This is a genomic window from Pseudomonas helvetica, from assembly GCF_039908645.1.
Taxonomy (GTDB): domain Bacteria; phylum Pseudomonadota; class Gammaproteobacteria; order Pseudomonadales; family Pseudomonadaceae; genus Aquipseudomonas; species Aquipseudomonas helvetica.
In genome coordinates, this window is record NZ_CP150917.1 from 1041474 (window position 1) to 1064346 (window position 22873).

21 protein-coding genes are annotated in these 22873 nt (G+C 56.8%); 14 read left to right on the top strand and 7 right to left on the bottom strand.

What is annotated here, in order from left to right; all coding sequences use genetic code 11:
* Window positions 1-53: 53 nt before the first annotated feature.
* From AABM55_RS04665 to AABM55_RS04705, 9 genes are all read left to right on the top strand, one after another.
* The gene (locus AABM55_RS04665; RefSeq protein WP_347928942.1) at window positions 54-1595 is read left to right on the top strand and encodes an AMP-binding protein; all 1542 of its coding nucleotides are present in this window, start codon (window positions 54-56) and stop codon (window positions 1593-1595) included.
* Complete coding sequence (locus AABM55_RS04670) at window positions 1582-1842, top strand: acyl carrier protein (RefSeq protein WP_347928943.1); 261 nt, start codon at window positions 1582-1584, stop codon at window positions 1840-1842. The genes AABM55_RS04665 and AABM55_RS04670 overlap by 14 nt, the downstream gene beginning before the upstream one ends.
* A 29-nt stretch (window positions 1843-1871) precedes the next feature.
* Window positions 1872-2999 (top strand): acyl-CoA dehydrogenase, encoded by a 1128-nt coding sequence (locus AABM55_RS04675; RefSeq protein ID WP_347928944.1) that lies wholly within the window; start codon window positions 1872-1874, stop codon window positions 2997-2999.
* A 44-nt stretch (window positions 3000-3043) separates the two neighbouring features.
* Window positions 3044-4225: an acyl-CoA dehydrogenase family protein gene (locus AABM55_RS04680; RefSeq protein ID WP_347928945.1), complete on the top strand. Its 1182-nt coding sequence runs from the start codon at window positions 3044-3046 to the stop codon at window positions 4223-4225.
* A gap of 6 nt (window positions 4226-4231) precedes the next feature.
* Window positions 4232-5434 carry an MFS transporter gene (locus AABM55_RS04685; protein WP_347928946.1) on the top strand — a complete coding sequence of 401 codons (1203 nt, stop codon included), beginning with the start codon at window positions 4232-4234 and terminating at the stop codon, window positions 5432-5434.
* Window positions 5431-6228, top strand: coding sequence for an alpha/beta hydrolase (locus AABM55_RS04690; protein ID WP_347928947.1), 798 nt, complete (start codon window positions 5431-5433; stop codon window positions 6226-6228). Before AABM55_RS04685 ends, AABM55_RS04690 begins: the two co-directional genes overlap by 4 nt.
* 42 nt (window positions 6229-6270) lie before the next feature.
* Complete coding sequence (gene panB / locus AABM55_RS04695) at window positions 6271-7095, top strand: 3-methyl-2-oxobutanoate hydroxymethyltransferase (protein WP_054595686.1); 825 nt, start codon at window positions 6271-6273, stop codon at window positions 7093-7095.
* A gap of 342 nt (window positions 7096-7437) precedes the next feature.
* Window positions 7438-8082 (top strand): MBL fold metallo-hydrolase, encoded by a 645-nt coding sequence (locus AABM55_RS04700; RefSeq protein WP_054595687.1) that lies wholly within the window; start codon window positions 7438-7440, stop codon window positions 8080-8082.
* 116 nt (window positions 8083-8198) lie between these two features.
* The gene (locus AABM55_RS04705; protein ID WP_347928948.1) at window positions 8199-8927 is read left to right on the top strand and encodes an OmpA family protein; all 729 of its coding nucleotides are present in this window, start codon (window positions 8199-8201) and stop codon (window positions 8925-8927) included.
* 162 nt (window positions 8928-9089) lie between these two features.
* Here the strand turns inward: AABM55_RS04705 and AABM55_RS04710 are convergent, their stop codons facing one another.
* Window positions 9090-9527, bottom strand: a complete 438-nt coding sequence (locus tag AABM55_RS04710; RefSeq protein ID WP_054595689.1) for a YhcB family protein — start codon at window positions 9525-9527, stop codon at window positions 9090-9092.
* A 146-nt stretch (window positions 9528-9673) separates the two neighbouring features.
* Between AABM55_RS04710 and AABM55_RS04715 the strand changes: the two genes are divergently transcribed.
* The 3 genes from AABM55_RS04715 to zapE all read left to right on the top strand — a co-directional run bounded on the left by AABM55_RS04715 (window position 9674) and on the right by zapE (window position 12868).
* Window positions 9674-10303, top strand: a complete 630-nt coding sequence (locus AABM55_RS04715) for an alpha/beta hydrolase (RefSeq protein WP_054595690.1) — start codon at window positions 9674-9676, stop codon at window positions 10301-10303.
* A gap of 24 nt (window positions 10304-10327) precedes the next feature.
* Window positions 10328-11683: a tryptophan--tRNA ligase gene (locus tag AABM55_RS04720; RefSeq protein WP_347928949.1), complete on the top strand. Its 1356-nt coding sequence runs from the start codon at window positions 10328-10330 to the stop codon at window positions 11681-11683.
* A gap of 90 nt (window positions 11684-11773) precedes the next feature.
* The gene (zapE, locus tag AABM55_RS04725) at window positions 11774-12868 is read left to right on the top strand and encodes a cell division protein ZapE (protein ID WP_054595692.1); all 1095 of its coding nucleotides are present in this window, start codon (window positions 11774-11776) and stop codon (window positions 12866-12868) included.
* A 50-nt stretch (window positions 12869-12918) separates the two neighbouring features.
* Here the strand turns inward: zapE and AABM55_RS04730 are convergent, their stop codons facing one another.
* The 5 genes from AABM55_RS04730 to AABM55_RS04750 form a co-directional block, all read right to left on the bottom strand.
* Entirely contained in the window at window positions 12919-13914 is a 996-nt protein-coding gene (locus AABM55_RS04730; RefSeq protein WP_054595693.1) for an asparaginase, read from the bottom strand.
* A 101-nt stretch (window positions 13915-14015) separates the two neighbouring features.
* The gene (locus AABM55_RS04735; protein ID WP_347928950.1) at window positions 14016-15236 is read right to left on the bottom strand and encodes a hypothetical protein; all 1221 of its coding nucleotides are present in this window, start codon (window positions 15234-15236) and stop codon (window positions 14016-14018) included.
* A gap of 17 nt (window positions 15237-15253) precedes the next feature.
* Window positions 15254-16141 carry a nitrilase family protein gene (locus AABM55_RS04740; RefSeq protein WP_054595695.1) on the bottom strand — a complete coding sequence of 296 codons (888 nt, stop codon included), beginning with the start codon at window positions 16139-16141 and terminating at the stop codon, window positions 15254-15256.
* Window positions 16142-16318: 177 nt separating this feature from the next.
* Window positions 16319-18265, bottom strand: coding sequence for an FAD-dependent oxidoreductase (locus AABM55_RS04745; RefSeq protein ID WP_347928951.1), 1947 nt, complete (start codon window positions 18263-18265; stop codon window positions 16319-16321).
* 321 nt (window positions 18266-18586) lie between these two features.
* Window positions 18587-19378, bottom strand: a complete 792-nt coding sequence (locus AABM55_RS04750) for an MBL fold metallo-hydrolase (RefSeq protein ID WP_054595697.1) — start codon at window positions 19376-19378, stop codon at window positions 18587-18589.
* Between the two features lie 89 nt (window positions 19379-19467).
* Between AABM55_RS04750 and AABM55_RS04755 the strand changes: the two genes are divergently transcribed.
* Window positions 19468-20436 (top strand): helix-turn-helix domain-containing protein, encoded by a 969-nt coding sequence (locus AABM55_RS04755; protein WP_347928952.1) that lies wholly within the window; start codon window positions 19468-19470, stop codon window positions 20434-20436.
* Between the two features lie 62 nt (window positions 20437-20498).
* On the opposite strand, the gene AABM55_RS04760 is transcribed toward AABM55_RS04755, so the two are convergent.
* On the bottom strand, window positions 20499-21395 hold the full coding sequence (locus tag AABM55_RS04760; RefSeq protein ID WP_173859988.1) for a GlxA family transcriptional regulator: 897 nt from the start codon (window positions 21393-21395) through the stop codon (window positions 20499-20501).
* A gap of 225 nt (window positions 21396-21620) precedes the next feature.
* Between AABM55_RS04760 and AABM55_RS04765 the strand changes: the two genes are divergently transcribed.
* Complete coding sequence (locus tag AABM55_RS04765) at window positions 21621-22775, top strand: acyl-CoA dehydrogenase family protein (protein WP_177474901.1); 1155 nt, start codon at window positions 21621-21623, stop codon at window positions 22773-22775.
* Window positions 22776-22873 lie beyond the last annotated feature (98 nt).

Genomic DNA, 22873 nt, shown 5'->3' on the forward strand with positions numbered 1-22873 from the left:
AAAACGTCCGGATGCCAAGACGGGGAACATCAAATCAGTAGTAGAGGCCAACCTTGTTCAGTGATTGTATTCGGCTTGATCAGACGCTGGTTGAATCTGCACAGCGCTATCCACAGAGGCCCGCGCTACAAGCGGAAGATGCGTCATTCAGCTATCAACAACTGAACGAAACGGTTAATAAGTTATACGAGTTGATGCGTGCGGAAGGCGTGCAGGCCGGTGATCGAGTAGGCATCTATATTGCGAAGAGCGCAGCCGCTGTTGTGGCTATTTATGCCGCATTAAGGCTGGGGGCATTAGTCGCTCCGATGGATGTCAAGGACCCCGCGGAACGGGGTGCACGGATGTTGGCCAACGCCGACCTGGATTTTTTATTGGCTACCCCTGCAAGCCAGGCAGCAGCCTCCAGGGTGGTTTCCATTCATGGTCAGTCTGGCGACGCTCGCGCAGTGGGCGATCTATGGCTGTTCCCCTTGCGAGGACAACCACGTCGACATGCCGGGTGCGAGGGTGGCTATGTTTTGTTTACATCAGGCAGTACCGGCGCGCCCAAGGGTGTATACCTATCGCATGCCAACGTCCTGCATTTTGCTGCCTGGGCGGCACGCGCAATTGCTCTGGACTGTGAAGACCGTGTTGGATCACAAGCGGCACTCACCTTCGATCTGACGACCTTCGATCTGTTCTCGACCGCACTGGCCGGCGCCTGTCTTTGCCTGTTGCCAGACTACCTCAAGACTTTTCCTCGCGATGTGACGCGCTGGCTGGGTGAGCAGTGTATCTCAGTGTTCTACGCAGTACCCACCTTGTACCAGATGCTGCTACAGCAGGGCGGGATTGAGCAAGCGAGGCCGTCTGCACTACGCGCCGCGTTGTACGCGGGTGAACCGTTCCCGCCACAACTGCTTAAGCGCTATCTGACTGCATTCCCCGACTTGCCGTTCTACAACCTGTATGGGCCTACGGAAACCAATGTGTGCACCGCAGAACAGGTGAGCCTGCCGAGTATCGAGACGGTTTTGCCGTCGATCGGTTGGGCGATTGATGGAGTGGAAGTCGACATCATCGGTGACGACGGTCGCGCAGCGTCGGAGGGTGAGATTTTCGTTGCAGGGCCGACGGTATTCGCTGGTTATCTGGTTGATGGCATCTGTCGCGATGCCCGCCGTGCAGTGTACTTCCGCGATGGAGTGGAAAGGTTGGCCTATGGCACGGGGGATATCGGGTATCAGGCGGCGGATGGTCGCTTTCATCTGCAAGGTCGACGAGACCATCAGGTGAAGCGTCGCGGCCACCGCATTGATCTTCTGGACATAGAAAGTGCGGTATTGGCCTTGCCAGGTGTTGAAACTGCCGCCGTTGTAGTTCGCCATGGCACAGCGCCGGACTGTGAGATCTGGGTACACGTGGTGAGTGCAAGTACAGGTCGTGATGAGATTGTTCGCGGCTTGAGCGGAGCATTGCCGAAGAGGATGCAACCGGATGGAGTTCATATGGCGCGAAAGTTGCCGGCGACTGCCAACGGCAAAATAGATCGACGTGCTTTAAGCATGTTGAGTGTAAACATGGAAGAGACAAGTAATGAAGAACATTGAAACGCTGTGCGCGCTGATTCATTCGAATCTGCTGACTCAATATCAAGGTGCAGACCTTAATGTGGTACCGGATACGGCGCTATTGGAGGAAGGCTGGCTGGACTCTCTCACGATCATATCCATTGTCGCCGACGTTGAGAAAAAGTTCGAAATAGCGTTCCCCGAAAACAAAGTTGTCGCGGCTTCATTTCGCACGCCGGCCGCACTATGGGCCGTCATTGAGGCCGCCCTGGTCGAGCTCGCTTGAGTCTGTGCCGATAACAGAGAGGGCGAGTGATGCTGTTCGCAGACGAAGACAAGTTAGTTGAACAAGCGGTGCAGGAGAGTTGCATCCAGGGTCAGGCTTTGTTGCCTGAGCTGGAAGGCAAAACGTTCCGCGAGCAATGGTTGCTGGCAGCGGCGACAGGGCTGCTGCGCACCTCCAATAGCACCGTGACAAACAAGCTCGCGATGGTGGAAGGATTGGGCATGAGCGGTCTGAGTCCTGCCCTTTGCTATGCGCTGGCTTCACAGTTGTTCGGTATGCAATTGCCTATGCAGCCCTGGCTGAATGCCGAACAGCGCAAACAACTGGCAGGCCTGGAAACCGGAGAGACGCTGTTGTGTCACGCGCTGACTGAAGTGCAGGGCGGTAGTGATCCGAAGTCGATGGAAACCGTGGCTGAACGTCAGGCGGACGGTAGTTATCGGTTGACGGGCGAGAAGCGCTTCATTACCGCCGCCCCGGTAGCCGATCACGCTTTGGTGTTCGTTCGTACCGGCAAGGGCCGATCACCATTCGATTTATCAGTCGCACTGGTTGACCTGTCGGATGCGGGCGTAGTGCGCAGTGAGCCGCTGGACAAGACCGCGTTGCCCGGCGTACCGATGGGGGTGTTGACCTTTGACGGTGTGCGGTTGGAAGAGCACAGCCTGTTGGGAGGCGAGGGGGCGGGTTTCTCTGTAATGACCGCGACCACGACCTGGGAACGAGCGCTGCTGATGGGGTATGCACTAGGCCCCATGCACAGGATGCTGGATCAGACGGTGGAGTGGAGCCGGGAGCGAATTCACTTCGGTAGATCCATGAGCTCCAGTCACCTGGTGGCGGGGCATGTGGCCGACATGAGCATGTACCTTTACCGTTCGCGAAAACTGCTCTACGGCATTGCGCGGCGCATCGATGCCGGGGTGACGATTCGTCAATTGAGCGGTGAGGCCGCGATGGTAAAGATTTCGGTTTCTGAAGACTTTACGCGGCTGTCGCAGTTGGCAGCCCAGTTAGGTGGTGTGCGTTCTTACATCGCCGATTCCGGTCGGGCGATCGATCTCATCAGCCCATTGGCGTCAATGACCTATGCGGGGGCGAACGATCTGCTACGTATCAGCGTGGCGCGCCAGGCTGGTTTGCCAGTCGAGAACTGAGCGCTCGCTAGAGTTTTTGAATCATATACATAAGGTCAACGCATATGGCTTTGCCACATCAAATCGATGAAATTCTCACGTTGGTGGATCGCATCGGTACACGGCTGGTCGACTTGGCTCCGTTGGTAGATAACCAACAATCGGATAGTAGCGAGAGCTATCAACTGATCAAGGAGTCTGGTCTGTTGGGCTTGCTGATCCCTCGCGAGGCTGGGGGGGCGGGTCTGAATTATATGGAATATAGCCAGGTTCTGGCGCGACTTGCTCAGTATGACGCGGCAACTGCGCTGGGATTCAATATGCACAATGTGGCGCTTGGCTCGTTATGTGAGTCGGCGGGGAAATCGCTGTCAGCGGCTGCGGATGCCTTTCGCTCCTGGGTATTTGATGAGGTGATATCGCACAACAAGATGTTTGCATCTGCGACGTCAGAGCTGGGTAGTGGTGCGCGGTTGCGAGGTATCCAGACACATTACCGCCCGCATGAAGGCGGCTTCCTGCTCAATGGCAACAAGTCTTTCGTGTCGTTGGCAGGCGCTGCAGACTATATCGTAGTAACGGCAAAACCTGAGGGTAACGACAGCGACAGCGAAATCAGCCACTTCGTGGTCGGTCGCAATGACGAAGGTGTGCGTTACGGCCAAGTTTGGGACGGGTTTGCCATGAATGGTACCCAGACCGCCAGCATGACTTTTGAAAATGTACTTTTGACCCGCCAGCGTTTGTTTCTGGCAGTCGAAGGGATGTCTTTATTCAAGCTGGTACGTGAGCCTCATTGGATGATTTCCGGTTATACCGGTGTTTATCTTGGGATTGCTACCGCGTTGCTGCAACACATCACCGAGGCCGTGCGTTCCACGCCTTCCCAACTCGAATCCAGCGCGATCCATCAGGAAGTAGGCCGGCTATCGGCTGAGTTGCAAGCGGGTCGAGCGTTGCTGAATGAGGCCGGCACACTCATCGTGCAACGGCGCGGAACGATAGAGGCGAATGCCGCTGTGCATGCTGCCAAGTACTTCATCGGTGAGCTTGCGCCAAAGATGGCAATGGCGGCGGTCAAGATTTGTGGTGCGAGCACATTGAATCGTAGCCGACCGCTGGAACGATTCCTGCGCGAATCGTTCTTTTGCAGTGTTATGCCGGCCAAGCCAATGGACTGTCTGGAGTACTTAGGCAAGGCCCAACTGGGGGTTAATCTGTTCGATGCACGACAGATTAACTGGTAGTGATTCATGCGAGTCTCAACCCAATTCAGACGCGCCGCCTGGCTCAGCACTTATCTGTTGTTGGTGGTGATGATGGTGGGGACCTTGCCGACACCGTTGTATCCGCTCTATGCCACGCAATTAGGCTTGTCTCCATTTGTGGTGACGTTGGTATTCGCGTCCTACGCACTCGCCATCCTGTTCAAACTGATGGTGTTTGGTCGATTGTCTGATTTGTTGGGCAGACGCGCAGTGCTGGGGCTGGGGCTCGGGCTGACATTTGCCAGTCTGTTGAGTTTTTTGCTCTGGCCCACGTTAGCCGGTTTGTTCGTCGGGCGAATATTGTCCGGGATGGCAGTAGGGTTGATGGTGGGGGCCACGACTGCCTATCTGAGCGAGTTGCTGAGTAATCGGTCACTCGCGGCGCTGATCTCCAGCTTGAGCAACATGAGCGGTTTGGGGCTTGGGGCGTTACTGTCTGGCTGGGTGGCAGAGACGGCCGCGCAGCCGCTCCATGCCAGTTATATCGCGCTGCTGTTCATGCTGTTGCCGGGTTTGCTGTTGCCATGGCTACCCGAAACAGTGATCCACGGAGGTACTCGTCCACCGTTGCGATTGCAGCGATTGAGGATACCGAGTGAGATGCGGCAAGCCTTTATGGCCGTGGCAATGTCGGTGTTGTGCGGCTTTAGCTTTCTTGGCTTGTTCGCCGCACTGGCTGGTCGTTTCCTCGCAATTGGATTGCATCACAGTGGCCTTCTGTTGAGCGGAGGCATTGTCTTTTTGACTTTCTGCAGTGCTGCAATCGGCCAGTTGCTGGTGTTGCGATTGTCGCCCCGTCGAGTCGTTCCCGTTGGTGTCTGGCTGCTGCCCTTGGCTTTGGCCTGTGTCTGGCTGGCCTTTCATTTTGCATCCTTGTCCTTGTTCCTGGGGGGAGCGGTCTTGGGAGGGATGGGTGCGGGCATGGTGCTGCGCGCAGGTCTGGGACTGGTGACGATGTTGTCTCCTGCCGATCGTATTGCGGAGGTCAGTTCAGGCTTTTTCGTCGCGGCCTATTTGGGGTTGATTGTGCCCGTGGTCGGGGTGGGTTTGCTTTTGTCCGTATGGGATATGTCTTCAACCATTGGCCTGTTCGGCGCACTGGTGACGATATTGGTGATTTTCAGCAGCCGTGCGGTTTTGGGGCTTGGCCCGGCACCCGGTTTGCCTATCGCAGTAGGGGGTGAATGATGGCGACGATCTCGCTGAATGGCGGAGAAATTGATTATTTGCTGATCGACGGTGAGTCAGATCTTCCTCCGCTTGTACTGCTGCATGAGGGGCTCGGTTGCATTGCGATGTGGCGACGTTTCCCTTATCGACTGGCAGCAATGACCGGACGCCGAGTGCTCACTTATAGCCGCTATGGTTACGGTCACTCGTCTCGAGCGGATTTGCCACGTCGTTCTGACTATATGCACGTGGAGGCGCAGCAGGTATTGCCTGAACTGCTGGAAAAACTGCAGCTTCGCAATCCAGTGCTGGTGGGGCATAGCGATGGCGCGTCTATCGCGCTGCTCCATGCGAGCAAATTCCCTGTTGCGGGGCTGGTGCTGTTTGCGCCACATGTTTTCGTCGAATCCATCACCTTGAGCGGCATCGACGCCGCGCGAAATTCGTTCCTGGCCGGGAACCTGGAACGACAACTCGCTCTGTTTCACCCCGACCCCAAAGCAGTCTTCGAGGGGTGGAGCAGTGTCTGGAGGTCCGATCATTTTCTTGACTGGAATATTGAGCCGTGCCTGGCCGATATCCATTGCCCTGTCTTGTTGTTGCAGGGAGATCGAGACGAGTACGGAACGCTGGCGCAGCTGAGCGCGATTCAACGCAAGGTACCCGCAGTGGTCACCCCGCATTGCCTGATCGATTGCGGACACTCGCCGCATCTTGATCAGACCGCCCACACACTTGATCTGATAGTCGAATTCTTCGACCAGATGACGGGCGTATCGCCCAGAGCCGAATTGGCGTCCGCGTCGATTTAAGAGGTCCTTCCTTCAACGCTATTTTCGCGAGGAGCTAACTTCATGAGTACCGCAATCAGTGAAACCCGCCGTCTAACCGTACCCGACATCAGGGCTTGCAAGGGCAACCGCAAGATCGTGTCGTTGACCGCGCACAATCGATCGCTCGCTGAAATCGTTGACGAATTTGTCGACGTTATCCTGATGGGGGATTCGACCGCGATGGTTGCCTACGGGCAGCCCAACACACTGGATTTCACTTTGGATCAGACGATCCAACACAGTCGCGCGGTAGTGCGTGCTACACGTCGCGCGTGTGTGGTGGCTGATCTGCCGTTCGCCTCCTATCAGGAGTCGCCGGCTCAGGCTTTCCGCAGTGCAGCGCGGTTGATGAAGGAAGCGAATGTCGCAGCGGTAAAAGTGGAAGGTAATGCGGCCATGGCGCCCACCGTGCAGTTTCTGGTGGAGCGGGGCATTCCAGTGATGGCGCATATCGGGTTGATGCCCCAGTTCGTCAACACCATGGGTGGGTTCAAAGCCCAAGGTATGGATGAGCAATCGGCAGACTCTATCTGTGAGGCAGCCATGGCGATGGAATCAGCAGGGGCCTTTTGCATTGTGCTGGAGGGGGTAGCAGAGCCGCTGGCCCGAGAGTTGACCGAGGTACTGCGCGTGCCGACGATCGGAATCGGGGCCTCGCCCGCGTGCGATGGCCAGGTGCTGGTGATCGAAGATATCCTGGGTCTTGGTGGTGAGTTCGTACCGCGTTTCGCTAAACGTTATGTCGATGCCCATGCTGTTATCCGCGATGCAGTGGGCCAGTACGCATCGGATGTCCGCAATGGCTGCTTTCCTGAACTCTCGCACTGCTTTGGAGTGAAACGCTGACATTAATGCTGCTTGACTCGGAGTGCTCGGCAAGCGTTCGAGCTACCCCCTCTTAAAACTCAGACCTTAAGGGGATTGCGCGCAGACTGATAGAGGAAGTCTATGCACAAGCGGGGTCGCTTCAGCTTCGCTGCGGCTGACGAACGCGCCGGCATCCATTTCCCGCTCTATCATGGTCGCCCGGGGTTTTGCTTCGAGCTGGGTATTGAATGTGTGTGTCTGTTGGGGTCAACCTTTACGTCTGATTTGGGCGTGCCATTGGTGGGGGCCTTTCTTTCTAAACCTCGCCATCGCTTTTCGCACGGTACCAAAAATGTGCCATTAACTTTTTCAGGAACGCCCATGGACGCTGCCAAACCCGCTCTGATTCGCGAGACCTTTCCCGTTGGGCCGTTGCAGTGCAACTGCACGATCATCGGTGATCCGATCACCAAGAAGGCCATCGTTGTCGATCCGGGTGGCAATCATGAGTTGATTCTGGCGCGGCTCGAGGCGTTGGGGTTGAAGGTGGTGAGCATCATTCATACACACGCGCATCTGGATCACTTCCTTGCGTCGGGCCAGTTGAAAGAGAAAACCGGCGCGACGTTGCACCTGCATAAAGAGGATCAGTTCCTTTGGGACAATCTGGAGATGCAGTGCCAGATGTTCAGGGTGCCATACACGCCGGTGCCATCGCCGGATCGTTGGTTGGCCGATGATGAAGAGCTTGCCTGCGGTTGTGGCGTGGCATTGCACACGCCGGGTCATACACCGGGTTCCATGAGCTTTTGGTTTTCTGAGGCTAAGCTGCTGATTGCCGGCGACACGCTGTTTCGTCGCGGGGTAGGGCGTACGGACTTGTGGGGCGGTGATCAGGCGACCATCGTGCGTTCGATCAAGCAGCGTTTGTACACCCTTGATGAAGAGGCGACAGTCATCACCGGACACGGTCCCGATACTCGTCTGGGCGATGAAATGCGTGAAAATCCTTTTGTGCGGGCCTGATTTTCCGGGCTGCGTAATGGCCTGATGGAATTTTTGCCTTAGGTCGTGTTCCAACGCCCGCAGGGGTCTATTGCCAACGTCCGTTGCACCACAGAATGTAAAAGTAGGAGCTCTCCATGTTCACCTCGAGTCGTTTGATTATTGTCGCTACTGCCGTGGCCATGCTGGCTGGCTGTGCCAACCAGAACCCGTATGACAATCAGGGGCAGGCCGACAGCGGCTCCACGGGCATGAGCAAAACCGCCAAGTACGGCGGCCTGGGTGCGCTGGCCGGTGCTTTGGCCGGTGCAGCCATCGACCACAACAACCGTGGCAAGGGCGCGCTGATTGGCGCCGCTGTTGTCGGTGCTTCCGCCGCCGGTTACGGTTACTACGCTGACCAGCAGGAAAAGAAACTGCGCGCCAGCATGGCCAACACCGGGGTTGAAGTGCAGCGTCAGGGCGATCAGATCAAGCTGATCATGCCGGGCAACATCACCTTCGGTACCGACTCGGCAAACATCGCTCCAAGCTTCTACCAGCCGCTGAACAACCTGGCCGGTTCGCTTAAAGAGTTCAGTCAGAACCAGATTGAAATCGTCGGCTACACTGACAGCACCGGCAGCCGTCAGCACAACATGGACTTGTCCCAGCGTCGTGCTCAAAGCGTGGCAACTTACCTGACGTCGCAAGGTGTCAGCGGTGCCAACCTGTCGGCACGTGGTGCCGGTCCGGATAACCCGATTGCCAGCAATGGCGATGTCAATGGTCGGGCGCAGAACCGTCGTGTAGAGGTTAACCTCAAGGCGATTCCGGGTCAGCAGTATGGCCAACCTGCCCAGCAGCAAGGTCAGCAGTACCAGTAACAAAAAACCTGACTGAACCCCAGGTGTAAAAAGCCCGCCCGATTCTCAGCAGATCGGGTGGGCTTTTTTTTGGTTCTTCACGGATTACCGGGAAACACAGCAACAAAAAAGCCCTCGGACATCACCTGTCCGAGGGCTTTTTTTATGTCGCGTGAAACCGGGTTATTTCTTCAAGCCGTAATGCTCGTCGAGCATGCCAGGGGAGTTCGGCATTTTCGGCGCGTAATCGCGTGGCGGCTCCTGATTGCGTGGCGGCGTCAGACGTTCCCGTGGCGCTTGCACGGCGGCCTCGGAGTGCAGGGCGGCCAGCAGGCGTTGGCGAGTCTGTTCGTCCAGGGCCAGGCGGTTGGCACCCTCGGCGAGGTGGTCTTGCACTTCCTGATAGCTCTGAGTGAGCTTCTTGACCAGCGTTGCGGTGCTGTTGAAGTGGGTGACCACTTCATTCTGATAGTTGTCAAAACGTTCCTGAATGTCATCCAGCTGACGTTGCGTGCTGCTAGGCGCGGCATTCGGCAGAAGGCGGGCGATCAGGAAACCAATGGCGACACCGGCAACCAGGGCAAGAGTCGGCAACAACCAAACTAAGAGCGAGTGTTCCACGAGTCCTTCCTCTATAAACGGCTTTGCTTTACGTTAACGGCTCGGACCTGCGCTGTATACCGCGACGAGATCGCAATCATGCCAGGCACAGACTTTTAGCTAGACGAGTCGACCCTTCGAGAGGTCACGGAGTTCCTTCCTTGCTTATGCGTGAAACCCCTGTATTGATTGATGGCCCGGTGGGCCAACTGGAAGCCTTGTACCTGGACTCCCCCGAGCCACGTGGCCTGGCGCTGATCTGTCACCCCAATCCGGTGCAGGGCGGCACCATGCTCAATAAAGTCGTTTCGACCTTGCAGCGCACTGCCCGCGACGCCGGTTTGATCACATTAAGATTTAATTACCGTGGCGTCGGTGCGAGCGCCGGCACGCATGACATGGGCACCGGCGAAGTCGATGACGCTCAAGCCGTGGCCGAATGGTTTCGCGCCAAACACCCTGGTTTGCCGATGACCCTGTTCGGTTTCTCGTTCGGTGGTTTCGTTGCGGCGAGCCTCGGCGGACGCCTGGAAGCCAAGGGCGAGCAGCTCAAGCACGTGTTCATGGTCGCGCCGGCGGTGATGCGTCTGGGCGATCAGGATCAGCTGCCGCAGCACGGCGAACTGACGCTGATCCAGCCAGAATCCGACGAAGTCATCGATCCGCAACTGGTTTACGATTGGTCTGACGCCCTCGATCGCCCCCATGAGCTGCTGAAAGTGGCAGAATGCGGACACTTTTTTCACGGCAAGCTGACCGATCTCAAGGATCTGATCCTGCCGCGCCTTTCGAATTGATTGCAGTCTGATAAGCGATTACCCATGACTACTCGTACGCGTATCCTCACCGGCATCACCACCACCGGCACCCCGCACCTGGGCAACTACGCCGGCGCGATCCGTCCGGCGATCCTCGCCAGCCGCGACAGCAATGCCGATTCGTTCTACTTCCTGGCGGACTACCACGCCCTGATCAAGTGCGATGACCCGCTGCGCATCCAGCGCTCGCGTCTGGAAATCGCCGCGACCTGGCTGGCCGGTGGCCTGGATGTGGATCGGGTAACGTTTTATCGCCAGTCCGACATCCCGGAAATCCCTGAGCTGACCTGGCTGCTGACCTGCGTCGCCGCCAAGGGCCTGCTCAACCGTGCGCACGCCTACAAGGCCTCGGTGGACAAGAACGTCGAAGCCGGTGAAGACCCGGATGCCGGCATCACCATGGGCTTGTACAGCTACCCGGTGCTGATGGCGGCGGACATTCTGATGTTCAACGCGCACAAGGTTCCGGTCGGTCGCGATCAGATTCAGCACGTGGAAATGGCCCGCGACATCGGCCAGCGCTTCAACCACCTGTTTGGCCAGGGCAAGGAATTCTTCACCATGCCCGAGGCGCTGATTGAAGAAAGCGTCGCCACGCTGCCCGGCCTCGATGGCCGGAAGATGTCGAAAAGCTACGACAACACCATTCCGTTGTTCTCCAGCGCCAAAGAGATGAAGGACGCGATTTCGCGGATTGTCACCGACTCCCGTGCGCCGGGCGAAGCCAAGGATCCGGACAACTCGCACCTGTTCACGCTGTTCCAGGCTTTCGCCACTGCGGCGCAGGCCGACGAGTTCCGCAGCGAACTGTTGCAGGGCCTGGGTTGGGGCGAGGCAAAGAATCGTCTGTTCCAATTGCTCGACAACGAGCTGGGCGAGTCCCGCGAGCGTTACTACCAACTGATCGATCGCCCGGCAGACCTCGAAGACATTCTGCAGCACGGTGCCGCCAAGGCTCGCGCCGTGGCCACGCCGTTCCTCAACGAGCTGCGTGAAGCGGTCGGCCTGCGTTCTTTCGTCAAGCAGACGCAAGTAGCGGCCACCACCAAGAAGAAAGCCGCGAAAGCCGCACGTTTCGTCAGCTTCCGTGAAGACGACGGCAGCTTCCGCTTCCGCCTGCTGGCGGCCGATGGCGAGCAACTGCTGTTGTCGCGCAACTTCGCTGACGGCAAAACCGCAGGCCAGGTGACCAAGCAACTGCAATCCGGCCAGGCGCTGGACGTTCGCAGTGAAGACCTGAGCTTCAGCGTCTGGCTCGAAGGCGAGTGCGTTGCCGACAGCCCGGCGTTTGCTGACAGCACTGCGCGGGATGTCGCCATCGACGCCTTGCGGGTTGCGTTGACGCCTGTTCAGGAATAATCAACGGCTCGGCCCGACCAAGGGCTGATTGCCATTCTCAAGGGTCGTCGCTACAGTGTCGGCCCGTTTTTGTTGCCTTGCTAACGAATTATGACGCCCCTAGAACGATATCAAGCTGATCTGAAACGCCCGGAATTCTTCCACGACGCCGCCCAGGAAACTGCCGTGCGTCATTTGCAGCGCCTGTACGACGATCTGGTCGCGGCCTCGCAGAACAAACCCGGCCTGCTCGGCAAACTGTTTGGCAAGAAAGACCAGGCGCCGGTCAAGGGCCTGTACTTCTGGGGCGGCGTAGGTCGCGGCAAGACTTACCTGGTCGACACCTTCTTTGAAGCGCTGCCGTTCAAGGAAAAGGTCCGCACTCACTTCCACCGCTTCATGAAGCGCGTGCACGAAGAGATGAAGACCCTCGGCGGCGAGAAAAACCCGCTGACCATCATCGCCAAGCGTTTCTCCGACGAAGCGCGGGTGATCTGTTTCGATGAGTTCTTCGTGTCCGACATCACCGACGCGATGATCCTCGGCACTTTGATGGAAGAGCTGTTCAAGAACGGCGTGACCCTGGTCGCGACTTCGAACATCGTACCGGACGGTCTGTACAAGGACGGTCTGCAACGTGCGCGCTTCCTGCCAGCCATCGCGCTGATCAAGCAGAACACCGACATCGTCAACGTCGATAGCGGCGTCGACTACCGTCTGCGTCACCTTGAGCAAGCCGAGCTGTTTCACTCCCCGCTCGACGAAGCGTCCCATGAGAGCCTGCGCAAAAGTTTCCGCGCACTCACGCCGGAATGCACTCAGGCCATCGAGAACGATGTGCTGATCATCGAGAACCGTGAGATCCGTGCCGTGCGTACGTGCGACGACGTGGCCTGGTTCGACTTCCGCGAACTGTGCGACGGCCCGCGTAGCCAGAACGACTACATCGAACTCGGCAAGATCTTCCACGCCGTGTTGCTCAGCGGCGTAGAGCAGATGAGCGTCACCACCGACGACATCGCCCGACGTTTTATCAACATGGTCGACGAATTCTACGACCGTAACGTCAAGCTGATCATTTCCGCTGAAGTCGAACTCAAAGACCTCTACACCGGCGGTCGCCTGAACTTCGAGTTCCAGCGCACCCTCAGCCGTCTGCTGGAAATGCAGTCCCACGAGTTCCTGGCGCGGGCGCACAAGCCGTAGGACGTTTCGAAAATAAAAAAGGGCCTGCATTGCAGGCCCTTTTTTATGCGTCAGTTTTGAAACCGGATGTCGTCGTTGAGATAGCGGGTCAGCTCATCTAGTCGCTGGCAGCCAACGAGCAGCCAAAGCAGGATTCTGGCTTTGCGCGGACAAAGAAATCCAGCCATCGCTGCGCCTCTACGGATCAGATCCATCTCGCTGCCGATGAAGCCGTAGGAGGATTGAGCGGTGGGGCCTGATCCGGTCCGGGTCGCAATGATGACCGGGATTTCTTTTGCGATTGCTTCGACGGCGTCAGCCCAGCGCTCCGAGACGTGTCCTGCGCCGAAACCGGCAATCACCAGCCCGTCGTAACCCAGTTCAAGGATGTTTTCCAACATCAAGGTGTCGGCAGACAGAGATGCTTCCAGCATGGCAATCGTCTGTGTTGTCTGTTGTGGCAAGGGTAAAGGCTTCCGGCGGGACGGCTGGCGTAGATAGCGGACGGTTCCCTCCAGAAGCATCCCTGCGGGACCCGTGACAGGGGAGGAAAACGCCTGCAACGCCAATGAATCGGTTTTGCGGACGACGCTCGCTTGGTGAACCTGGCCGTTCATTACCACTAGAACGCCTCGCTGACGGCTGTTTTCAGCCCGTGCGACTCGGCAAGCATCCAGCAGATTCGCCGGACCATCGGCCCCTGCCTGGGCTGCCGAACGCATGGCGCCGGTCAGAACCAGTGGTTCGTCGTGGTCCCATAAGTAGTCGAAAAATGTTGCGGTTTCTTCGAGGGTGTCCGTGCCCTGAGTGATGACAACGCCAATAGCGCCTTGCTCAATCTGGTATCTCGCCCAGGAAAGGACGCTCAGCAAAAGCTCGAAATCCAGTGAGGCACTTGGGAATAGGCCGAGTGTTTCAACGGTCACCCGGGCCAGTTCCTTCAGTTCCGGTACTGAGGCCAGCAGGGTTTCACCGTTGACGGTCGGGATAACACCTTCACCAGCATGCCTGGCTTGCATGCTCACGGTACCGCCGAGCGCCGCAATAGCCAGTTTGGGGAGGTTCATGTCATACCTCGTTCGATTGGGTGTGATTAAAAAGGTGGCTGTACCCGGTCTTGAGCGACAGGACTTCGGTACAGCTGAATGGGAGAAGTGCGGCATGAAATTTATTGGGTTATGAAGAACCCGATTAGCGGAACGATCAGCAAGGTGCTGATGGCCATGGACAGGACATTCCCTATGTAGGGGTGCATATCAGCCGGTAACCTCTTGGCAATCACACACGCCAAAGGTGGCGCGATGAGTGCCCCTAGCAGCGCACTTGATCCTATTACCTGCCAACTGCCGCCATAGGTCAGAACCGCCGCCGGCACTACGGACACCAGCGGAATGTAGGTGGGATACCAGCCGCGCAATATCCATTGTCGACGCCAGATCACCACGCCTAAAGCTGAGGTTAAAGCCTGCGCTCCGATCAGTTGTGGCAGCAAACCTGAGCCGTATACCGGACCCATGGGGTTCAAGGTGTATGCCAGCAATGCACCCAGTAACAAGCCGAGGCTGGCCAGTTCATTGCCAAAGAAGGGCGCTTCCGAAAAGTCTGCCAACACCCGGCGCAGGCTCCAGAAGATTCCGTAGTCGGGCGTCTTTGATCGGGCAGGTGTGGCCGCAGAATCGGATGACTCCTCAGATGGGGCGGATTGCTCGGACTTAACCAGGCTCGGCACGTAACGACAGAGTAGAAAGGCAAAGACGCTGGCGGCGGCCATGCCCGTGACATTGCCGATCACGGCTGGCAGGCCCAGTGGATTGCAGACGTAGTTAACGATTAGTAAACACATCGGGGTGACAAGAATGGCACCCATGATGGCTCCGTTGATCGTCACTTTCCAGCCACCGCCAAACATCAGCACCATCGCCGCTGGCAGTGAAACAAAGGCTGCGAACGTCGGTTGCCAATGGGTGGCCGTGACCGTCCAGCCCCACAGCAGGTTACTCAACAGCAGTCCAAGCAGCGAACTGGTGATCAGCCACGGCCATAGCCCGCTGCCATAGGAGATTGCAAAGCCTTGCCAGGATTTCCCCGTTCGATTGGCCCAGTAAGCCAGATAGGCTCCCGCCAAGAGTCCAATAGAGGCGAACTCGTGTTTGTAGAATGCAACCTCGCTGATGTCTCCCAGTACCCAGCGCAACCAGGCACTCGGCTCGGGGAGGCTCGTCACCATGTGACTGTAGTCTGGCCAATGGGCTGACCAGGAAGAGCGGTTGGTGAGTGAAAGCCAGAAAATCAGCAGTGTCGTGCCGATCATGAGGAGGATGATCGCAGTATCAAACGGCGATCTGCCGACAAGCCGATTTAACCGATGTTTTTCGGTTGTGGTGTCCATGAGTGATGACCCCCTTATCAGCGCGGGAGACAAGGGTGTTGGGTGTAACCAAGCATTTGATCGTAGAGATCGGCTCGACGATCGCGATGCAGATCGTTCAAGTTGTTCCAGATGGGGGCGCTACGGGAGCTGGTCAGGTCGATGTCGGCAAACAGGATTTCCTGCTTGTCCGCTGAAGCTACTGCGCCAATCGGCCAGCCATTGGTGCCGGCAATCAGTGAGCAGCCCAGGTATCGGGCGCCTCGTTCTTCGCCGATCCGGCTGGCGGCGGCAATAAACACGTTGTTGACGTGAGCTGCCGTCATCGTCAGATACGAAGCCATGCATTTGCCGGCGTCATCGAACAGCGGCGGAGGCGTCCAGACCCAGTTGTTCAAACTGCAAATGATGTCCGCGCCTTGCTGACTCAGGATGCGCGGCACTTCCGGGAACCAGATATCCCAGCAGATCAACAATCCGATACGGCCTATTGGTGTATCAAAAACCGGGAAGCCCAGGTCGCCTGGAGTGAACCAGAGTTTTTCCAGGTTCCACAAATGGGCTTTCCGATATTTCCCGATAAAACCGTCAGGTCCGACAAGAATGCCGGTGTTGAAGAGCCGCATGCCGTCGCGTTCGGTCAGGCCGGCCACGAGGTAAACCTTGTGTTTGCAGGCGAAATCTACCCAGCTCTGCGTACTCGGTCCGCCGGGAACCGCCTCGGAATGGTCGAAAGCATCCTGCCGATTGCTGAAGAAATAGCCGGTATTTGTAAGCTCGGGCATAACGATGAGATTTGCCCCTCCATTGACCGCTTGTAGCGCCAGTTCCAGGCTGTGATGCAAATTCCCTTCACGATTCTCTATGCCGACTTGTGGGTCGAATTGCACGACTGCGACACGAACAGGACTCGTTGATTCACTCATTTACGCTGACCTCTTATTATTGTTTTTCAACCTGTGTAGTTGTGCGTTTATAAGAGTTGAACCGGTGAGTGAGCGAAAGTCAGCGGCTTCCGTTAAGCGTGTAGTCCTTTTCCCAAGATGAACAAGGTTGAGCCAATACACAGCGTGCATCGACTCTTTTAGCGGGGAAAGTCTAGGTCAGGTCCTGAGTTTGTATTCTGGATAGTCACTCATGGTAAATCCGCCATTGAATGTAGCTTCGGTTTTATTGCAGATATGAATGACTGCATCGACGGCACCTCGAAAGCAAGGCTCTGTCCAGCCGGCATCGACTGAAAAAGACTCGCCAGAAAAATAGAGGCCAGAAATATGTGAAAAATCTCTGTTGTACTTCATCAAGCCCACTGCGTCGTAGTAGGTTCCGGGCCTGTACAACTTTGCACACCCCAAAGCATTTTTATCGGTCATCCAGCGTTGGACGACTGCTTGATCAATGCCAATATAGGGAGAGATTTTTTCCTGGATATTGGCGGAGTTCATAAGGATTCGATCAAGCTCTTTTGCGCATTTCGTAACCAGCTCTTTGTCAGTGAAGGACGCGAGTTTGGTTGCGTCATCCTCCCATGTGTAACTCAGAAGGATGCAGTCATAATTATAGTTGTCGTTATAGCGATAGGTATAAATGTCGTGAATGAAACTGTCTGTGACTATGGCTTGTGGGATTTTGGTGTTTTTTGATAAGAATGATTTTTTTAATGGTGCATAGACTTTGCAACTGGTTTCCCAGTGAGCGGTTTTATAGGCATTGATCGTTTCGAATGGAAGCATTTCTTGATTGAAGTCCTCGAGCTTGATTCGAGTTTCGATCAGCCATGAGGGAAGGGTCATGATGATTGAATCAAAGTCGTCGAATAATTCCTGAGTTTGCCCGGGGTGGCTCGATTTCCAGTTGTAGTAGACGCGTATTTTTTGATTGTCCAGTTTTTTCAGTTTTGTGACGGACGAGTCCGTGAGGAAACCATTACTGCGCTCAAGGCAGTGTTCGTAGAAGGATTTTCCGGTTTCGTCTGTTTTCATGAATAACAGGCATTCATCCAAAGAGGCGAGCCCGATATAGCGAGGTCTGTCGAAAACCAGCCCCTTGGAGTCAAAAACGGCTTCGCTGTGCAGGTGTGGTGAGGCTATCGGTTCACCGGTCGCGTCCACTCGGCCATGAATCAGTTGCAGTTGGCTGCTGAATCCAAAAATTGCCGTACGCAGGGGATAAAGCGAGCAGACATCGTAGAAGGCGCCCCAGCTACCGTCACCGATGCCTATCGAATAGAAAATGGCGGACTCGTCCGGGGACATTCCCATCCCGCCGAAGTCTCCTGGCGAGCTTTCATGCCAAGCGTCTACTATTGGCATGCTGACCAGGTCACGAAAAGAAATGCCCTCGTATTTCTTGACGATACCAGCCCACATGGCTTCCCACCGTTGGCTGGCATAAACCTCTGCTACGCGGCGGGTCATGCGGTCAGCAAATGCTTTCCACTTGGCGTAAACCCGTTGAAGCTCCTCGCCAGGAGGTGGTGTCATGCCGTCTTCATTTGTCCATATCAACATCTGTGGAGTAGCGCTGCCTCCCATGCTTCCTTCTCGAAGATAGATGCCAGTCGACGTTACCCACTGGCTTCCGGGATTTGGGAAGTCTGAAATAGCCAAGTCAAACTCCTTGGCGTAGTAAGCCATCAGAGACTTACCTTCTTTAGGCGGTTCGTCTGCTGTGTTGAAGAAAGGCATGCGCATCGCCCCCATTTCAAAGGGAGTATGACTTTTTACGGAGTTTCGGCTTCCGGGGATTGTAAGGTGTCTGCCGCCTATGCGTTTGGATTGTTCTATAAGCGTTATATTGGTAAAGCCGCAACGATAAAGCTCCCTGGCGGCAGTGAGCCCAGTCACACCTGCACCAATGATGCATATTTTATGATGTGGGTTGGGCGCGTTTGCGATGCCGTTTTCTTGTTCTACCAATGCTCGATAGTCAAAACATAAGTCTGGCGGGTTCGGAAAGCGAGCGCTCCACTTGTTGTTCGATGAGCGCTTTGTTCGAGTAATATCTTTAGCAATATGTGAGGGGTAGTTGTAACTAGAGCCGATGGTCATTGTTGATCTTCCCTGATGTGTGCATATTTTGTTTGCAGGGATGTATGTTGAAGTCTTGAACAGTCGGCTAACAAGTGTAAATCTGAGTTATCCATCACTCTGGTTTCCGATTTACTCGTAGGATAAAGGCTCGCGAAGCGAGGTGTTGCGTTTAGATCGCAATGTCGAGTTTGAATTGTTAGTTACATAAAGCTTCTGAAGCAGGCGCCGCTCCTCAGCCGTCTGCTGGAAATGCAGTCCCACGAGTTCCTGGCGCGGGCGCACAAGCCGTAACGGTCCACATAAGGCATGGTTGACCCTTTCCTTGGGTCAACCGCGCCTTCATTGCACCGCCGGGGCCGGGAATTCCAGCAGGTCCCCGTCGTTCGGGATCAGCAGGCGCGACTCGATGCCGGCCTGTCGGGCGGCATTGGCCAACGACTGGCGTGTCACCGGGCAGTGGCTGAGCGCTTCAAGGTGATTGGCGACCACTGTGCCTGAAGACTGCCGAGTGAATGCCAGCACCTCATCAATCCCCATGATGATGTCCCCACCCAAATCGAATCGCGCACCGCCTGCCGGTACCACCGAAACGTCTGGCCGATGCCGTGCAACGAATGCCTGAACGGCAGGCGTGAGCAGCGTATCGCCCGTCAGGTAGAGGCTGGGCTCGCCAGGCATTTCAATCAAATAGCCCACGCCATGCTCCATCATCTTGCCTACCAGTCCCCGCCCATGGGTGCAGCGAATCGTGCGGATCTGGCCGCCGAGGAACGCGCTCGGTTGCTCGTGATCGGCCGGTAAGGGCTGCACATTCAACTCATGTTCGGCCAGATGGGCGGCGTCGTGCGGTGTGCAGATGACCGGAGTTCGAGTCTCGCGCAGCCACTTTTTCGCGGCGCGATCCAGATGGTCGAAGTGTCCTTTCTGGCAATGGGTGATCAGGCAATGAGTGACGGACTCCAGTGCGGCCATGGCCGAGTCGGGTAGCTCGACCAGAGGGTTGCGGTCTCGTGCGCTGAAAATGCGCAAGGGTGGAAGTGCGTGTTTTCGCGCCAGCATCGGGTCGACCAAGATGCGATGAGGGCCGAGCTCGACAATAATTGTCGCGTTGCGTAGCTGATGAATCTTCATGGCGATTCCTCTGGGAAGAAGCGCCATTGTGTCCAGTCGCGTTGCACCACAGAATGGCAGGCCCGGACATAATTAATTCGATTTCAGCCATGACGCCACCTCTTCGAATCGGCTTGCTGCTTTTCCCTCGTTGCATGCCAGCGGGCTTGTTGGCATTTGCCGATTTGCTGCACGCCGCCAATCGTCGTGCTTCGCGGGTGTTCTTTGAAACACGCTTCGTTGCAATGCAGGCCGGTACGGTTGAATGCGCTCAAGGCTTGTCATTACAGGTGGGCAGCGCGTTGGCGGAGGCTGACATTGACGCGCTATTGATCCCCGGTTTTTGGGCCGAGTCGGCACAGCAGGTTGGTGATACGTTGGCCGCCAATGCCTCTTTGGTCTCGGCTTTGTCGGCACGCTCGAAGAAACAGCAGTTGTGGAGTTATTGCACGGGTGTCTGTTTGTTGGCTGCAAGCGGGAGGCTGGACGGTCAGCCAGCAACGGTGACGTGGTGGCTGGCAGACGTCATGGTGCAGCGGCATAAAGCCGTGAAGTGGCAAAGCGAACGTCACAGCATCATTAACGAACGGACGGCTACCGCGTCGGGTGTGAACGGTTACTTGCCCATCGCTCAGGCCTTGATCGAGCGGTATGTCAGCGCGGAAGTGTTTCGCGATCTCACCAAGCTGATGGTGCTTGCGCGCCCGGCCCAGGCGCATAGCGCCTTTGTGGCCATGAGTTTGATTGAGCAATCGAGCAAGCTGTTGCGCCAGTTGCATGCACTGGTTGAGCAGTTGCCGGCCGAACAGATAACCGTGCAGCGGTTGGCGGAGCAGCTCGGCATGTCCGAACGCACCCTGTCGCGTAAGGTGAGCAGCGAAACCGGTGTCGCCGTTGCGACCTATGCTCGCTGCATCAAGCTGAATCAGGTCAGCGAGCGCCTGATCCTCACGTCCGCAGCGGTCAACACGATCAGTGCTGAATTGGGTTTCAGCAGCGACTCCAACCTGCGGCGCATGTTCAAGGAACTGACAGCGTTGACTCCGCTGGAGTACCGGCAGCAGTTCGGGCGGTATTGAAAAGTCGGGTTCGCCTTGCGCACGATCGTCCCACGCAGAGCGTGGGACGATCGGCTGTGTGATTACGCCGCTTGCTGAAACTGCTGCCGATACTGGTTCGGCGACAACTCGGTGTGCTGGCGGAACAGCCGGGCGAAGAAGCTCGCGTCGTCGTAGCCGACTTCATAGCTGATGGTCTTGATGCTTTTGCGGCTGGCGGACAGCAGGCCTTTGGCGGTTTCGATGCGCAACCGTTGCAGGTAGTGCAGCGGCTTGTCGCCAGTGGCGGTCTGGAAGCGCCGCATGAAGTTGCGGATGCTCATGCCATGTTCGCGGGCGACGTCTTCGAAGCGAAACTTGTCGGCAAAATGCTCTTCGAGCCAGTGCTGGATCTGCAGGATGATCACATCCTGGTGCAGCTTCTGTCCGCCGAAGCCGATGCGCCCTGGCGAATAACTGCGCTGCACTTCATACAGAATGTCGCGGGCCACGGCCTGGGCCACGTTGGCCCCGCAGAAGCGCTCGATCAAATAAATGTAGAGGTCGCAGGCCGAGGTGGTGCCGCCGGCGCAGTACAGGTTGTCGGCGTCGGTCAGGTGCTTGTCCTGATTGAGCTGAACGTTGGGGAAGCGCTCTTCGAAGGCGTTGAAGAAACGCCAGTAAGTGGTCGCTTCCTTGCCATCGAGCAAGCCCGCCTCGGCGAGCCAGAACACTCCGGTGGCTTCACCGCAGAGCACCGCGCCGCGTGCGTGTTGCTCGCGCAGCCACGGCAGCACCTGTGGATAACGCTTGCAGAGCGTATCGAAATCGTCCCAGAACGCCGGGAGGATGATGATGTCGGCGTTTTCCAGGCCGCCATCCACCGGCATGATCACATCGCTGAAGCTGTTGACCGGTTTGCCGTCGGGGCTGACCAGGCGGGTTTCGAACGCCGGGGTCAGGCCGTGGCCCAGTTGTTTGCCGTAACGCAGGCTGGCCAGATGGAAGAAATCCTTGGCTTGCATGAGGGTAGAAGCAAAAACCCGATCGATTGCCAGGATGCTGACGCGCCGCAGGGGCGTGGAGAGTTGGATAGACATATTCAATTTATTCTTATAGGGGAAAGTGGTCACCAAGCGGCTGGATCGTCTTATTTTTTGTCTGATGTGTCCAGTGTCCTGTTATCAACTGGAGGCTTAGGCTCATGGATTCAATAGCGACCCACAATAACCACAGGTGCCCCGATGATCCCCAGAACCTTGTTCAGTTCCGAGCACGAGCTGTTTCGCGACAGCGTACGAACCTTCCTCGAAAAAGAAGCCGTGCCGTTTCATGCGCAGTGGGAAAAACAGGGCTACATCGATCGCACGCTGTGGAACAAGGCGGGGGAGGCGGGGATGCTCTGCTCCCATCTGCCGGAAGCGTACGGCGGGTTCGATGCGGACTTCCTCTACAGCGCCGTGGTGATCGAAGAGGTGGGGCGACTGGGGTTGACCGGTATCGGCTTTTCCCTGCATTCGGACATTGTGGCGCCGTACATCCTGCATTACGGCAGTGAAGTGCTGAAGCACAAATACCTGCCGAAACTGGTTTCGGGTGAAATGGTTACTGCGATTGCCATGACCGAGCCGGGCGCCGGATCCGACCTGCAAGGGGTGAAAACCACAGCGCTGCTGGACGGCGACGAGTACGTGATCAACGGTTCGAAAACCTTCATCACCAACGGCTTTCTCGCGGACCTGGTGATTGTCGTGGCCAAGACTGATCCCAAGGCCGGGGCCAAGGGCACCAGTCTGTTTCTGGTGGAGGCGAACACCCCGGGCTTCGAAAAGGGCAAGCGCCTGGAGAAGGTCGGGATGAAGGCGCAGGACACCTCGGAGCTGTTTTTCCAGGACGTTCGTGTGCCCAAGGAAAACCTCTTGGGGCAGGCCGGGATGGGGTTCGCCTATCTGATGCAGGAATTGCCGCAGGAACGTCTGACGGTCGCCATCGGCGGTTTGGCCTCAGCCGAGGCGGCGTTGCAGTGGACCCTGGATTACACCCGCGAGCGCAAGGCGTTCGGCAAGGCGATTGCGGACTTTCAGAACACCCGTTTCAAACTGGCGGAGATGGCCACGGAGATTCAGATTGGTCGGGTCTTCGTCGACCGCTGTCTGGAGCTGCACTTACAAGGCAAGCTCGATGTGCCGACGGCGGCGATGGCCAAATACTGGGGCACCGACCTGCAATGCAAGGTGCTCGACGAGTGCGTGCAGCTGCATGGCGGTTACGGTTTCATGTGGGAATACCCGATCGCCCGGGCCTGGGCGGATGCGCGGGTGCAGCGGATTTATGCCGGGACCAATGAAATCATGAAGGAGATCATCGCGCGGTCGCTGTAATGCCGCGTGATCGTTCCCGCGCTCTGCGTGGGAATGCATCCCGTGACGCTCTGCGTCAGATTCAGACGCGGGCGCGGAGCGTGGGAACGATCAGTGCA